Genomic DNA, 15,276 nt, shown 5'->3' on the forward strand with positions numbered 1-15,276 from the left:
TACAATTATCAGGATAGGTTCATATATTTTAATTTTTTAATCACATTTTTTTAACATTTTCTACTGATTCTTTACTAGGGCTGTCTTATACGGATCATAGCATTTTGAATGCGTTTTTTCAGGGTTTCGTCTTTTTGTGCGTTTTCCGTAATATTATTAAATTGATTTGAAGTGAGTCCGCTCTCTTGGGCAATCTTTTTTGATTGATTACAAAATTCAACCGCAACTTTTTGGGCATCTGTTGGTAACGGTTTTAGGGTCTTTGGTTGATCGCAAGCAATTTCCGGCGGGGGATCACCGATAATTTCCTCAATTTGCTGATAAGCGGCTTGACGCTGAGATTCTATCTTCAGGACAGTTTGGGCATAATTGGTGATATCTTTATCACTAAAGTTTGTCTCTGGCGGCGAAGTTCTTGGGGAAAATATGGGAACAAAATTACAGCCATGAAGAATACCGAGAATTGCTAGTAAACTAGACATTAGAGAACGAGTCAAAGTTCTGTTCAAATTCAAGAGGGAACAGTGAATAAACACCATGCGTTGAGCCGCCAAGTATATGATAATAACTAAATCCCCGCCTGGGTTTCTTTTTTTTTGAATTATTTTAAGCATTATAAGTTCCTTATGATCCCCAAAAAAAATTTAGATCGATGACGGGTGTTAGGGGGTAGGGGTTAGGGACAATTTTGGAAAACAACTTCAAAAAGTTAGGGTTAACAGCCAGTTTTGTCGCTACGATCCCTAAAAATTGTTCGGTTCAACTTAGTCGGGTTTTTTCCCCTCAAAATTCTGTGATTACAAGCTCTCCATTCCTCCATCTTCCTGTCTTGTCTCAAGAACTGATTTCTGGCTTACAAATTTGTCCAACTGGTCATTATTTAGATGCTACCCTTGGCCGTGGCGGCCATACAGGTTTAATCTTAGAAGGGTTTCCCGATGTCAGAGTAACCGCAATTGATCGAGATCAAGAGGCGATCGCCACTACCCAAGGGACTCTCTGCCATTTCGGGGAAGATAGATTAAGATTTTGGCAGGGTAATTTTGCGGACTATCCAGGACAAGAAGCGGAATTTTCAGGAATTATTGCTGATTTGGGCGTGAGTTCCCCTCAATTTGATGTACCAGAGAGGGGCTTTAGTTTTCGCCATGAAGCTCCCCTAGATATGCGAATGGATCGTCAACAGTCCCTTACGGCGCAAGATATTATTAATTATTGGTCAGAAAAAGACCTGGCTGATCTCTTTTATCGCTATGGGGAAGAAAGGCGATCGCGTCCTCTAGCTCGTCATTTGGTACAAAAACGCCCCTTTAACAGTACCACAGCACTCGCTGAGGCGATCGCTCAAACTGTTCCCCCTAAGTATCGTTATGGACGAATTCACCCCGCTACTCGCGTTTTTCAAGCGTTACGCATTGCCGTCAATGATGAATTATCGTCATTAGAGAAATTTCTGGAAAAAGCCCCCCATTGGTTGCAACCAGGAGGACACATAGCTATTATTAGTTTCCATAGTCTGGAAGATCGCATTGTTAAATATGCTTTTCGGGACTCTCCTGAGTTAATTATTATTACTAAAAAGCCTCTAATTCCCCAACCAGAAGAACAAGCAAAAAATCCCCGTTCTCGTTCTGCTAAGTTAAGAATAGCCCAAAGGAAAGCTAATTAACCTGAGTTGGATATAAGCTAACAATAACCTAAAAAGGCCAAGATTTTGAGAAATTTATTCATAACTTAAATCAATTGTAAAAACAATTAAGGATTAGTAGGAAAATTTGGGAAAAATAACTTAACTAATCCTGCCATTAGTGCGGCAACAATAGCAACAAAAATGGTGCGATTAGTAAAATCTAAGTTATCTAGTCTTTTATTAACCCCTGTTTATGATTCTCAGTTTTGAGCATTTCTAGTTGAATTTGTCGTAAAGCTTCGCTGCGTTTTTCTCCTTTTTGTAATCGTTTATAATAGTTAATCATTAAGTCTTTGGTTCCCTCATCAGACACTTTCCAAAGACTAATTAATTGACTTTCACTACCTGCTAAAACCAAAGCCCGTTTTAACCCATAAACTCCATCCCCTATACTAATATCTCCCCTTCCTGTATCACAAGCAGAAAGCACAACTAATTTAGTGCCTAATAAGCTTAAGCTAGTGGCTTCTAATGCTGTCAAAACGCCGTCATTTCCCGCACTTTGACTAACTTTAACCCCCGCAAAAACTAAACCAGAACGTAACAAAGGATTATCATTTAATTGTAGGGGCGCAACGCTTGCGCCCTCATTTATATTATTATTTATTTTGGGTGATTCTAAGAAAAATCCATGAGTTGCAATGTGGAGAATCTGAGGTTTTTTAACTTGTTTAAGGGCGTTTTCTGTCGCTTGAGACTGAGTTAAAATAGTGGCTTGAGGTAATATATTTTTAAGTTCTTTTGCTTCTTCTTCAGTCCCTGGTAAACGGGAAAAACTGTAATCAGATATGTTAATAGAACGGGTAGAATTAGGGTTAAGAGCAACTTTTTTACCTTCTTGATTATAGAGTGGGTTAGCCATAATAAGCGGGGGTTGTTGACTCGCAAATTTATTGTTAATTCTTAATAAATCTCGTCCAGATGTTAGGTAAGTAATATGATAATTTTCGACTAAGTATTGATTATTTTCATCTACTAAAGCTTCAAAGGGAATCAAGTTAAGGGCAGCATCAGGAGACAGTAAAATAGTGTGAGTATTGCCTAATAATTGACGGATAGGCTGCATTAATTTTTCATCGAGTTGACGGGCTGATTCTTTGAGTTGTTTAATGGGGGTTTCTTTGTCGGCAAGATTATCACGAAAGTAAATTAATTTGTCGTCAATGGGTTTAGCTTCTCCTAAATCTTTGGCTTTTATTTCACCATTTGGATAGAGAATATAAACAGCATAACGAGGAATACCAAATTTTTCATTATCTTTTGTTGCTTTAGGATTAAAAGGTTGATAACTGACTATTTCAACTAAAGCGGAATTAGCAGGAATTAACTTTTGAATACCTTCGAGGGTAATGGGTTGGGATAAATTACGAAATTCTGCACTACGGCGACTTAATTGGTTTGCGAGTTCTTTGGTTTCTTCTTGAAGTTTTGCCACTTCTTGACGATAACCTTCAACAGATTTAATAGTTTCGGTTTTCTGAAAAGTTAGGTTAGCGAGTTGGGTTTGTTTTTGAATAAATTGGTCTAGTAATGCTTGACTTTGGGGGTCATTAACTTGTTGGCGCAGAATTTGTGCGCTATTGGTGAGGACATCGAGAATGCGTCCTTTTCGTTCTAAAATAGTTTTGAATGCAAGACGGGTTACTTCTGGGTTATTGGGTGCAGCTTGAAGATTGAGGGAAATACTATAATTAGTTGCCTTTGAAACCGTCCCCATATAATCCCTTTTTTGCTTTTCATCCCCAATATTCAGGTTTTCTGAGAGATTAACTTCTTCTACTTCAATTCCCTTAGTCAAATATTCCATGGCGCGAGGGATATCATCTTGAGAATAGTAAAGTAATGCCAAATTGTTGAGAATGGTGGCGGTATCGGGATGGTTATCTCCTAATTGTTTTTTATAGATAGCTAAGGCTTCTTTGTAGAGGGGTTCTGCTTCACTATATCTTCCTTGAGAACGGTAAAGTGAAGCCAAATTGTTGAGACTGGTGGCAGTAAGGGGATGAGGATGGTTGTCTCCTAATTGTTTTTTCCTGATAGCTAAGGCTTCTTTCAAGAGGGGTTCGGCCTCGGCGTATCTTCCTTGAGATTTGTAAAGTCCTGCCAAGTTGTTGAGACTTTGTGCAGTATCAGGATGGTTGTCACCTAATTGGGCTTTTCTGATAGCTAAAGCTTGTTTGTAGAGTGGTTCTGCTTCACTATATCTTCCTTGAGAATAGTAAAGTACAGCCAAATTGTTGAGACTTCCTGCGGTATCGGGATGGTTGTCTCCCAGTACCTTTTTACGAATGGCTAAGGCTTTTTCTGCTAAAGGTATCGCTTCGTTATATTTCCCCTGTTGATACAATTCAATAGCTTGCTGAATTAGCCTTTCTGCTTCCGCTAAAGCTTCTTTATCTTGACTTGAAACCTGAGAGATAATTTGTCCCACCGTTGGGGGTGGCATTTCCATTCCTAACCCTAATATTCCCGCAACTGCAACAACTGTTATCCCCGACTTCAGCAACCTTTTCATAACCCATCCAAAAGCATTATCTTTACTTATTTATAGCACTACAAATTCAATCATCACGATTCCGCATCAAAATCTTATTATTGCGCTATGGAAGTTAAACCAATGATAAGGGCATAACGGTATTATGTCCCTACACTGTTAAACCCTTAACCTATGGGAAGGTCATAATGGTTTTAAACCCTCAACCAATGAGAAGGGCATAACGGTGTTATGCCCCTACGCCGATAATATTTTCGTAGGGGTTTAACACTGTTAAACCCTCAATCTTCATTATGCCCCTACACTCCCAAAATAGCCTTAATTTCTTTATCTAATTCCTGTACTTTTATCTCATCTCCCAAATTAATATAACCAGCCTTTGCCTTCTTCAACAACTGTACCGCCTCACTATCATTCCCCAACAGACGATAAGCTTTTCCTAACCCTGCTTGTATCTCTGTTTGTGTTGACAAATTATCCGTATTAGTAGCTAAGTTTAATCCCTTCTCATAAGGTTTTTTTGCCAATTGAGGCAACCCGATATCAAGGTAAATATCCCCCAACAATTGATAAACTGTCACCTCCTGACTTCCTTGTTTAACCAATGCTTCCAACACATCAATAGCATCCCCATATAACTTATAACCTCGATAAAGATGGGCTAAAATTAACCCCTTTTCCTCTGAGGATAAGGGTTGCTGTTGAATAGTTTTAACCGCATCTAAAACAGTTTTTTTAGTCTGTTCATTTAACACATTAAACCCGACAACTGCATCACTTTTAGAAGATGTCCCATTATCAGCTTCTATTGTTACCCGATATCGTTCTTCTGCTTTGAGGGGAGGTTCACCAGGATAATTTATCTCAGTATTATTAGTTTTCATCTCCCAATTAACCCCATCTATTTTAACAGTATAACTGCTTGCACCTGAAACATTATTCCACCTAATTTGAGGCGTATTAGTAATAATAGAGGTTTCACGGGGAGTAATTAAATAAGGTAATTTTGATAACGCTTCTTCTTTCATTCCTGGTGGACGAAGGGTATCATTATTACTATTTAGTATTCGTATAACAGCGTTTCCAGAAGGACAACCGCTAGAAACATTATAAATTCCTGGTGTAACAGTCCATATCTGTTGATTACTACAATAAACCTTAACAGAAGCATTCGCCGCAACATTTAATTTATCATCAGAAGTAAGAGTCAGTCCCACTGTAGCAATTTGAGGCTTTTTCCAGCTTTTTTTCTCAACCATAACGTTACCTTTTACATCATAAATAACACTAATTCCAACATTTCCAGAGAAAAGCTTAACGGGAAATCCTACAGTAATTAAGATTAAGACAAGAAAAGCAATATTGTTTAAGGATTTATTCATAGTTTAAATAATAGTAAAAATCATGAATTGTTGATTTTTTTTGATAATTATAACTTAATAACTGTTAGAAATTATAGGCTTAAACCCTAAAGGGTTAAGCTATAAAGACAAAACCCACCTACGCGGGTTTAATTTAGCCTCTGAAGGGATGCTTAGTTTTTATAGTATCAGACTTTAGTCTGTCTGTCTGTAGGCGTTGATTTAACATAATAATTATCTTAAGAACCGCATCAGCTTATAATAACAGTTAAAATCATTATTATTCTTATACAATGAAGGTACGAGATGTTATCAAGCAAATTGAGCAAGATGGCATTTCTCAAGAGTTTAAAACCTAATTATGACTAGCTTAAATGATCGTTCAACTTCCGATAGTAATGAGTTATCAATGGAAGAACTCAATGCTAAATGGGATGCTCTTGAAAATGACCCAGAATTTCAAAAAAAACCCTTTTGGGAGCGAATTGCGGCGATTGGTAATGTTGTTCCTCAATCAGAATGGCGGAAACATCTTCCTACAGACTTTGCGCGTAATGCGGAACATTATATGTATGGCGCACCGAGAGAAGATGAGGAAGAATAAAACCAATTTTTCTAGATAGATTTCATCTATAAAGAGAATTTTTGTTATAATTAATTTGTGGTATTAATTACAAAACTAAAACCTAATTATGACTAGCTTAAATGATCGTTATAATACCGATACTAATGAGTTATCAATGGAAGAACTCAATGCTAAATGGGATGCTCTTGAAAATGACCCAGAATTTCAAAAAAAACCCTTTTGGGAGCGAATTGCGGCGATTGGTAATGTTGTTCCTCAATCAGAATGGCGGAAACATCTTCCTACAGACTTTGCGCGTAATGCGGAACATTATATGTATGGCGCACCGAGAGAAGATGAGGAAGAATGAGACAAATTTTCCTAGATACATTTTATCTACAAGCTCTGGCAGATCCGCGAGATAATGCTCATGAGTTTATTACACTGATGACAACAAGATTAGGCAATTTTAGAGGTGTTACTAGCGAAATGGTTCTCACAGAATTACTCAATGCTTTATGCAGTCGAGGACAATTTTTGCGTCAATCAGCGATTCGCTTAACCAGCAAATTACGTAATCATAACAATACCCTAATTATTCCTCAAACCAGTGAACAATTTGAGCAAGCTTTTGATTTTTATCAAAGACGTTTAGATAAAGGTTACAGTTTAACAGATTGTGCCTCAATGCAAATCATGAGACAACTAGAAATCAATGAAATATTAACCTTTGATAAGCATTTTCAGCAAGAAGGATTTAGTGCTTTACTAAGAGAATAACCAAGAGAATGATTCATCATCAGAACTTTCAATCAAACAGGATTAATCACAAATGAATACAAAATTAGTGGTATCTCTCATACAAATTATTCAATTTCTTTCAGAAGAAGAAAGAACACTATTAGAACAAAAATTAGCTGAGGAAATTTCCTATCCATCAGCTAAAGAAATAGAAAATTTAGTTCAAATAGGGGGAGCATTTGATTTCCTTTACGATGAACCAGATATTTATACTATTGAAGATGGAGAACCTATTCAGTGGCACTAAAAAAAGGCGATATTGTTTTAGTACAATTTTTCTAAAAATGTAAAAAATATCAAATTATCAGATAAGATTATATGTTTTTTTATGATTTTTTATTTTCTTTTAGCTTCATATAACCATTGATCTTCTTCAGCATTAATTGATTCACCAGCAGCTAACCGAGACTCAATTAATTGACGACATTGTAACCAATTTTCTTTAGCTTCAGATGATTGTTTATCTTGTTTTTGTAAAAGTTGAGCATAAATACAATAAGCTGCCCCAGGATTACGAATATATGGTTGATAATCTTTATTGTCAGCAATATTTTTAGCAATTAAAAGATTAGGAATTGCATCTTTATAACGATTTTGTTTAAATCTTGCCCAACCCAAATTTTTATAAATACTATATTTTTGTACTTCTAAATTACGTTTTTTATCTGTAGTAAGTTGGTCTGATTGTTTATCTTGTTCTGCTAATAAATTAGTTGCTGTTGTTAATAATTCCACTGCTTCTGCATTTTTATTTTCTCTAATATACCAATAAGCCAAATTATTATAAGCATCTAAATAACCCGCTTTAGCAGCAATTAAATATTGTTTTTTTGCATTATTAATATCCTGTAACTCCTCATAAAGTGTCCCTAACTTATAATGAGCATCTACATTATCTCCATCTAATTCAATCGCTTTTAAATAGTTTTTTTCTGCTAACACTAAATTATGAGAATCTTGAAATCTTTTTCCTTCTTTATTATAAACATCAGAAAAAAACGAAAAATTTAACAAAATTGATAATAGTAAACCAAAAATAATGAAAGTCACAGAAAATTGTATTTCTTCATACCAATGTTCAGGAATTTTAAAAAAGTTCATTATCTTAACAAAACCATGACTTCTCGCCTTTGTCAGAGCATTTTCAACTTGTAATAACGAGATAAAAGTCGAAAAAATAAACCCTCCTATTTCTACTAAACCAGAACCCCCACTAAAAAAACGAGTTGCAATAGTTCCAATCAAAGTGAAATTAACTCCCAAAAAAACAAGTTTACCAACCCTAAATAGCCAATCAAAACGATTGCAAGGGTGTAAAGATTCCCTACTGTCCAAATACCACCACCAAGCTTCTTCAGAAATAGGTAAAGACTCTCGATATTCAGCCAAATCAATAACTTGAGTAATCTTGTAAGTTTTTTGTTTTAACCTGGTATCTTGTTCAATTAACTTTGACCACATATTAATGGAAATTTTTGCCTCAGCTTCCAGTTGTTTTTGAAGCGCATCTCTAGCAGCCAGAATTTCTAAAATTTGTTCTTTATTAAGAGAGATATTAGAAGTTTCTAAAGGGTTAAGAGCCGTTTTGTAACGCTTTAGAGCAACTTGTAAGGGTGCAGGTGTAGGAGGAGTCATAAAAATCGTTCTAATTTTATCCTTTGAGAAGCACATTGCATTAACAAGCAGAAAACAAGTTAAAATGAAAAGGGTTAAATTTCTTGGGGTTTCACCCTGGCCACAGCCTTGTGAGTCTTCCAAGATTATGATCCTGTGGTAGCGAAAACACAGTAAAAACAGCTATGGCATAGTACGCTTGATATAAGCCAACCCTGACTCCTAACATCAGATGTCTTAATCTGGAGGAGTCAGACTCCATCAAATCATCCATCCGTTCATTCGATAGCGAATTATAGCTTCAATGTTCACTAAACAAGTCACAGATTCCAAAGTCTATCAGTGGTTTAATGATCGTCTGGAAATCGAAGCGATTTCCGATGACATTGCCAGTAAATACGTTCCCCCCCATGTCAACATCTTCTACTGTCTGGGTGGCATTACTCTAGTTTGTTTTGTCATTCAGTTTGCCACTGGATTTGCGATGACATTCTACTATAAACCAACGGTAACAGAAGCTTTTACCTCCGTTCAATACATCATGAACGAGGTTAACTTCGGTTGGTTGATCCGTTCTATCCATCGCTGGTCTGCCAGTATGATGGTATTAATGATGATCCTCCACGTTTTCCGCGTCTACTTGACTGGTGGCTTCAAAAAGCCCCGTGAGTTAACCTGGATTACAGGAGTCATCTTAGCGGTGATTACCGTCTCTTTCGGTGTAACTGGATACTCCTTACCTTGGGATCAAGTGGGTTATTGGGCTGTTAAAATCGTGTCCGGTGTACCTGCTGCCATTCCCGTCGTTGGTGATCAAATGGTAGAACTGCTCAGAGGGGGTCAAAGTGTAGGACAAGCAACCTTGACTCGTTTCTACAGTTTACATACCTTTGTCTTCCCCTGGCTGATTGCAGTGTTCATGTTGGCACACTTTTTAATGATTCGCAAACAAGGGATTTCTGGACCCTTGTAAAGCTTGTCAAGGGTGATCAGTGAACAGTTAATTATCGGTAAATCTTAGATAATTAAACACTGATCACCGAATATTCAGATAAAAATCCTGCTGATTCGCTGTTTCGATAAGGAGAAATCTATCATCATGGCTACTGAAAAAAAGCCAGATCTAAGCGATCCTAAACTGCGGGCCAAGTTGGCCGAGGGCATGGGTCATAATTATTATGGGGAACCTGCTTGGCCTAATGACCTGCTCTATGTTTTCCCCATCGTTATTTTAGGTACCATTGGGTTAGTTACTGGTTTAGCGGTTCTTGACCCTGCCTTAATTGGTGAACCTGCTGATCCTTTTGCCACTCCCTTAGAAATTCTACCGGAATGGTATTTATATCCCGTTTTCCAAATTTTACGGGTTCTTCCCAACAAATTGTTAGGAATTGCTTGTCAAGCAGCAGTTCCCCTCGGTTTAATGTTGATTCCTTTCATTGAAAATGTCAACAAGTTTCAAAATCCCTTCCGTCGTCCTATTGCGACTGCTGTTTTCCTTTTTGGAACAGTTGTTACCTTATGGTTAGGTGCGGGTGCGACTTTCCCCATTGACAAGTCTTTGACTTTGGGACTGTTCTAAAAAAACGAAGCTTGAGCTTTTATTTTATGCCTGTGATTGTTTCTTATCCTGTTGTTTAGGAAAAGAGCGATCGCAGGCATGAATTTTTATGTGTCACTGGAACCATAACTTTGCCATTATAAGAACCATAACTTTGCCACAATAAGGTCTAGAATAGCGGTTTTACGTTAAACATCTTAAACTACTCTTGGTTAAAAAGAAGTATAAATTTGCCATGAGTTTTTAATGGAAGCATAAATTTGCCCTAAGTACAGGACAAAAAATCGGTGTTGTTGAATAAGTATTTGCTCTTAGCCTTCAAAGCCTGATCATTTCGTAGCAGATCAATTTCACAATCAGCAACGTCAAATCAGAAGCGATTAAAGTATAGTCTAGGCAATTTCTTTAGGAGAATAATCAGCCTTTTGATTAAATACTTTCACTAAAGTGACAATTTCGTCAGCTTGATCATCGTTAAAAACTCCATCTAGCCCTTCGTGGTGAATATCGGTAAAAGGTGACTCGTAAAGTAAACCTGGATTCATTACGCCATTCTGGGTCAAGTAATCGATAATGTTCTCTACAAAGCGGATTTGATTGGCACTGAAGTTACTATCCTCCCAATAGCGAGCAAAGGCATCCTTAGCAGCATTGCGATCCAATCCGACTATTTTACGAATAAACAGTTTTAGGCTCAAATCCTTACCATAAACCTGCTCGAAGCGATCGCGACTTTCTACCTCCTCAGCCGAAAATAACATCTTTTCTAGTTCTGATAAATCCCCGTCGGTCAGGGGAACATTGCGCTTTAGCTTGTAAATAGCGATGTGATCTTCATGTTCTCGGATATAGGCTTCTACTTTCTTGCGGTACTGGTAGGGGCTAAAGCCCGTTTGCTGTAAGGGAACATCAACTAATTCTATATCCCCCAACTCATCTTTAAAATCGGTGTAGACAATGGTTTGTTGGCTGCGGTCGATAAACTTCACCAGATCGCGTATTTTGAGCCTGATCGACTCAACCATCATAGGGGTTACATCCGACCACCAGGTTTCATTCTGCACTGCTTCGATCAGGGGAAGCTGTTCTTTGACCATTGGAATGGTTTGTTTTTCCTCCAGGCGGTCGAGTAAATCCCTCAGTTTATCCCGTAAACTGATAAAGTCTTTTGTGTTTTTGAGAATTGATAGCTGAAGTTTGAGACAAAGTAAATCAAAGCGTTTCGCTAGTTCATCCTCTTTGGGTAGTCCATTGGGTAAATTGGCTAGATATTCGGCTATTTCTTCGGTATCACTTTCACTTAACTGATTCCAGCGATCGCGTTTTGAGAATTTTTCTACTTGTTGCAGATGTCTGCGGACTAGAAAATTATTTGTCTCCATTGTCGCAACGTGCTGATGTAGATTGTCTAATAAGGCGTTTCGGAGTTCTTTATTGTCAGTTTCAGAGGTTTCGGAATCTGTGATGAGAGTCTTATCTAGAAGAATTTGACTCACCGCTAAACGGGCTTTTACCAGTTTGGCACTAATACTTTCAGCTTGCTTGGGGTCTTTTTCTTCAATTTCTTGGTTAAAGAAGTCAAAATTACTACAGAGGTCAAAAATCAAGAATTTTTCTTTATTCTGACTGATCCCAAATAAGTCAGGACAGAGCCTTGTTCCTCTGCCAATCATCTGATTAAATTTTACTCTAGAATAAACGGGTTTGAAAAATACCAAATTGACCACTTCAGGAATATCAACCCCTGTATCTAGCATATCAACGGAAACGGCAATGGTCGGTTCTTTATGGGGTTCGGAGAATTCATCGAGTAAACTTTGAGCATAGTTATTGTGACTGTCTATGACTTGAGCAAATTTACCCTGATAATGAGGATAATTAACATCGAAGCGTTTGACAATAAATTCAGCATGGTCATGATTTCGGGCAAAAATGATGGTTTTTCCCAGTCTGTCCCCTGCTTCTACTTTTAGCCCCTTTTCCATCAGTAACCGCAATGCTTGGTCAACGGTATCTTTGTTAAATAACCATTTATTGATAGCGGCTGCGTTGACTTCATTGGGAAGTTCTCCTGTTTCTTCGTCCCTGAATTTTTCTTCATATTCTTCTTGTTCTTCTTCTGATAGCTGACTGTATTTAACCCCCTGACGTAAGAACTTAAAGGGGACGGTAATACCTTGAGAGGGGACTAAATAACCATCTTTTATCGCGTCTTGTAATTCGTAGGCAAAAGTGGGGACACCTGCTTCTAAATCAAATATTTTATAGGTGTCGCGGTGAACTTCTGATCTCGGTGTGGCTGTTAATCCTACCAATAAACTATCAAAATACTGAAATAATGCCTGATATTTTTGATAAATGCCTCGGTGTGCTTCATCAACAATGACTAAATCAAAATACCCAGGACTCATATAAAACTCTGCATCTTCTTGGTTACTAATGCGGTTAAACATCGTCGGATAGGTCGATAGGATGACGTTAGCACTCCCTGCATTCTTGTTTTTGACTGATTTAACCTTTTTATCTTCGATTAAGTTAACAGGGGTAACGGTGGGTAAATGGGTTTTGAAGTTACGGAAAGCTTGCGTTAGTAAGGCGTTACGATCTGCCAGAAACAAGACTCTTTTGACCCAATTAGCTCGCATTAAAAGATCAACTAAGGCGATCGCGGTTCTCGTTTTTCCTGTCCCCGTTGCCATCACTAGCAAGGATTTACGGGCATTTTGCTGGTTAAAGGTTTCTGAGATTCGCTTTAAAGCTTCTAATTGGTAGGTTCGTCCGGCAATGTCTTTGTTAGGCATAACGAGATCAAGGCTTTTGCGGTGGCTACGACGGAAGATAATCCGTTCTAGTTCATCTTTCTGGAGGAAACTATCAATCTCTCTAGGTGGATAGGTACAATCATCCCAAATCCAGTGATTATAACCGTTGGAGTAGAAAATAACGGGTCTTTGGCTGAATTTCTTTTCTAAACAGTCAGCATAAAGCTTGGCTTGCTGTTTGCCCTTGGTGGGGCTGCTGCTGGTACGTTTGGCTTCAAGGAGTGCTAACGGTTTACCATCATCTCCCCAGAGGACATAATCTACATAACCCTTACCGGAATTATTGGGCATTCCTTGGACTTCAAATTCTGTTGCGTCGGGATGGTTAATATTCCAACCTGCTTCTTTGAGGAGAATATCGAGTAAGTAACGGCGGGTATCGGCTTCATGGTAATCATGGGTATCCGCTACTGCCTCATTTTGCTGCTTGAGGGTCTTTATTTCTTGTCTGAGGGCATTTAGTTCGGCTTCTGTTTGCTGCTGCCTTTTCTCAGCAATTTGCTTCATCTCCGAAGCTTGAGATAATTGGGTTTCTAATTCGGTAAGCTGTTCTCTGGATAGATCCTTTGAGGTTTCGGGGTGGGGGATATATTGGCGGTTAAAGGTGATATCCCGATCCCCCCTAGCTCCCCTTGATAAGGGGGGAACTGAATAGTAGCGACAAAGCCAATAAAGGAAGTGAAATAAATCTTCAACAATGCGAAGTGAGTCTATAGTGGTAATCTGACTAGAACTGTGGGCTGCTAAATTCCCGATTTTGTGAATTGTCCTAATCTTGGGGAATAGTCCTGGTTTTAGATTATCTTTGAAAGTTGGTTCATGAATGAGTGCGGCAAGATTGTTATCGTAGGGCGGTTGTAAGTAAGCATCGTTATCATAGAGCCAAAAAACCGCTTGTTCTAAGGTAAAGCGAGCATAGAAGCAACTGGCACGGGGAGCAGAATAGGCCATGCTTTCGGTATGGGTAGCATGGGTAAATAGTTGGGGGAACTGCTCTTTGAGAAAATCAAAATTAGATGTCATGTAAATGCTCCTGTTGCTCTTACATTAGAGTTCCCCACAAAATGCTTTTTGCAGCAATGAGTTGAAAAGGTTATCAGACTGATGAAGATGATGATTTAATTTATTCATGTTTTTTTGAGTTTCGCCATATATTAAATTGAAGTTTCTCAAAGTAGAGATATTGGACTTTGGAATAGGTAAATCAGTTAACTCCTTGTAGGAAATGTTAATGAACGTACTACCAACTCCACGTTGTTGAAAGTAATTGTAATATCTCTCTAAGATTGCATACAGAAAGCTTGCATTATAAGTGCTTTCTACTTTTGGACGAATCGCGGCAATACCTCGACCAATACAATATTTTTTGTCTGCAACATTTAAACGTCCAGCCGTTGCACCTCTCACACAAAATAAAACATCATCAGCAAAGCATAACTTTTTTGGCTTCGTTGTCCATTGTTGTTCGATAGGATGAACGTTACCAAATTCAGTTGGACCATTTAACAGAGGCGTTCCATAACCCTCACGATTATACGAAGTACCTGGTGGAGATTGACCCATAATTACATCAGCACATTTTCCGAGCGAAATTGAATCTGAATGACAAGAAAGAGGATCGCCGAACATATCGAGGAAGGTCGATCGCAAAAGTTCTTCAGTGAGTGCGATCGCCTCTTTTCGCTTGCGTCGGATAGCATCAGCTTTATCCAGAATTGCAGCAATTCGCTTTTGTTCGTCGAGGGGTGGTAGGGGGATTTTAACCCTTTTCAAGTCTTTGAGTATTATTCTACGAATTGCTGAACCAGTTTTTCGCCGAACTGCTTGGTCTAGTGTAATAGGAGAGCGAAGCACATAACCAAAATAGTTACTATCTAAGACATCCTTCTTAGGTCTTAGAATAGCGATAGAAGATAGGATTGCAAACTCATTATTCTCCGAAACTACGTGAACTTTTCCCACAGTCCCATCTTTAGAGAATAGGACATCACCAATTTTTGGTGACGACTTCCCCGTATCAGCTTTGGCATATTCACTAGGCGATATGTGTGAACAGTGAACAAAATCCAAACCCTTCACACTCATGTCTTTTACTGTTAGAAAAGGAAACCCTTCACCAATATCGGGAGGAGTGTAGTGAGTTCCGTCTGTGATTAGTTCACAAGCATCCTCAATAAAAGTTGCTTTCATCCCAGCATTCCCTCCAAAGTATCAAAATCGGCTCTAATCTCATCCTCAAGGGATCTGAGATCCCCCCCTACCCCCCTTGGAAAGGGGGGAGTGGTTGGCCAGTGGGTGTTTTGGTTGGTTGATATTGAATAGAAATACAAATACATCATTTATTCTTGCCTAATAATCATTGTCAGAA

At 38.3% G+C, this 15,276-nt stretch carries 13 protein-coding genes; 7 read left to right on the top strand and 6 right to left on the bottom strand.

The annotated features are described in order from the left end of the window. Window positions 1–74 precede the first annotated feature (74 nt). On the bottom strand, window positions 75–497 hold the full coding sequence (locus tag VB691_RS17705) for a DUF4168 domain-containing protein (protein ID WP_323292843.1): 423 nt from the start codon (window positions 495–497) through the stop codon (window positions 75–77). Window positions 498–796: 299 nt separating this feature from the next. On the opposite strand from VB691_RS17705, the gene rsmH reads away from it, so the two are divergent. After that, on the top strand, window positions 797–1,669 hold the full coding sequence (rsmH, locus tag VB691_RS17710; RefSeq protein ID WP_323293033.1) for a 16S rRNA (cytosine(1402)-N(4))-methyltransferase RsmH: 873 nt from the start codon (window positions 797–799) through the stop codon (window positions 1,667–1,669). Between the two features lie 190 nt (window positions 1,670–1,859). On the opposite strand, the gene VB691_RS17715 is transcribed toward rsmH, so the two are convergent. Both VB691_RS17715 and VB691_RS17720 read right to left on the bottom strand, forming a co-directional pair. Beyond that, window positions 1,860–4,205: a CHAT domain-containing protein gene (locus tag VB691_RS17715; RefSeq protein ID WP_323292844.1), complete on the bottom strand. Its 2,346-nt coding sequence runs from the start codon at window positions 4,203–4,205 to the stop codon at window positions 1,860–1,862. A 278-nt stretch (window positions 4,206–4,483) separates the two neighbouring features. Further along, the gene (locus VB691_RS17720; protein ID WP_323292845.1) at window positions 4,484–5,566 is read right to left on the bottom strand and encodes a tetratricopeptide repeat protein; all 1,083 of its coding nucleotides are present in this window, start codon (window positions 5,564–5,566) and stop codon (window positions 4,484–4,486) included. Window positions 5,567–5,906: 340 nt separating this feature from the next. Here VB691_RS17720 and VB691_RS17725 point away from each other — a divergent pair, with 340 nt between their 5' ends. From VB691_RS17725 to VB691_RS17740, 4 genes are all read left to right on the top strand, one after another. Then, window positions 5,907–6,149 carry a hypothetical protein gene (locus tag VB691_RS17725; RefSeq protein WP_323292846.1) on the top strand — a complete coding sequence of 81 codons (243 nt, stop codon included), beginning with the start codon at window positions 5,907–5,909 and terminating at the stop codon, window positions 6,147–6,149. Window positions 6,150–6,237: 88 nt separating this feature from the next. Continuing rightward, window positions 6,238–6,480, top strand: a complete 243-nt coding sequence (locus VB691_RS17730) for a hypothetical protein (RefSeq protein WP_323292847.1) — start codon at window positions 6,238–6,240, stop codon at window positions 6,478–6,480. Continuing rightward, the gene (locus VB691_RS17735) at window positions 6,477–6,890 is read left to right on the top strand and encodes a type II toxin-antitoxin system VapC family toxin (protein ID WP_323292848.1); all 414 of its coding nucleotides are present in this window, start codon (window positions 6,477–6,479) and stop codon (window positions 6,888–6,890) included. Before VB691_RS17730 ends, VB691_RS17735 begins: the two co-directional genes overlap by 4 nt. A gap of 52 nt (window positions 6,891–6,942) precedes the next feature. Further along, complete coding sequence (locus tag VB691_RS17740; RefSeq protein WP_323292849.1) at window positions 6,943–7,158, top strand: hypothetical protein; 216 nt, start codon at window positions 6,943–6,945, stop codon at window positions 7,156–7,158. Window positions 7,159–7,247: 89 nt separating this feature from the next. Here VB691_RS17740 and VB691_RS17745 read toward each other — a convergent pair whose 3' ends face one another. Then, on the bottom strand, window positions 7,248–8,546 hold the full coding sequence (locus VB691_RS17745; protein ID WP_323292850.1) for a tetratricopeptide repeat protein: 1,299 nt from the start codon (window positions 8,544–8,546) through the stop codon (window positions 7,248–7,250). 283 nt (window positions 8,547–8,829) lie between these two features. Here VB691_RS17745 and petB point away from each other — a divergent pair, with 283 nt between their 5' ends. Next, complete coding sequence (gene petB / locus VB691_RS17750) at window positions 8,830–9,498, top strand: cytochrome b6 (protein WP_323292851.1); 669 nt, start codon at window positions 8,830–8,832, stop codon at window positions 9,496–9,498. A gap of 126 nt (window positions 9,499–9,624) precedes the next feature. Beyond that, window positions 9,625–10,107: a cytochrome b6-f complex subunit IV gene (petD, locus tag VB691_RS17755; RefSeq protein ID WP_323292852.1), complete on the top strand. Its 483-nt coding sequence runs from the start codon at window positions 9,625–9,627 to the stop codon at window positions 10,105–10,107. Window positions 10,108–10,478: 371 nt separating this feature from the next. On the opposite strand, the gene VB691_RS17760 is transcribed toward petD, so the two are convergent. Then, on the bottom strand, window positions 10,479–13,931 hold the full coding sequence (locus tag VB691_RS17760; RefSeq protein WP_323292853.1) for a DEAD/DEAH box helicase family protein: 3,453 nt from the start codon (window positions 13,929–13,931) through the stop codon (window positions 10,479–10,481). A 24-nt stretch (window positions 13,932–13,955) separates the two neighbouring features. Beyond that, window positions 13,956–15,098, bottom strand: coding sequence for a restriction endonuclease subunit S (locus tag VB691_RS17765; protein WP_323292854.1), 1,143 nt, complete (start codon window positions 15,096–15,098; stop codon window positions 13,956–13,958). Window positions 15,099–15,276: the final 178 nt, after the last annotated feature.

Origin of the sequence: Crocosphaera sp. XPORK-15E, from assembly GCF_034931425.1 — a bacterium.
Taxonomy (GTDB): Bacteria; Cyanobacteriota; Cyanobacteriia; order Cyanobacteriales; family Microcystaceae; genus UHCC-0190.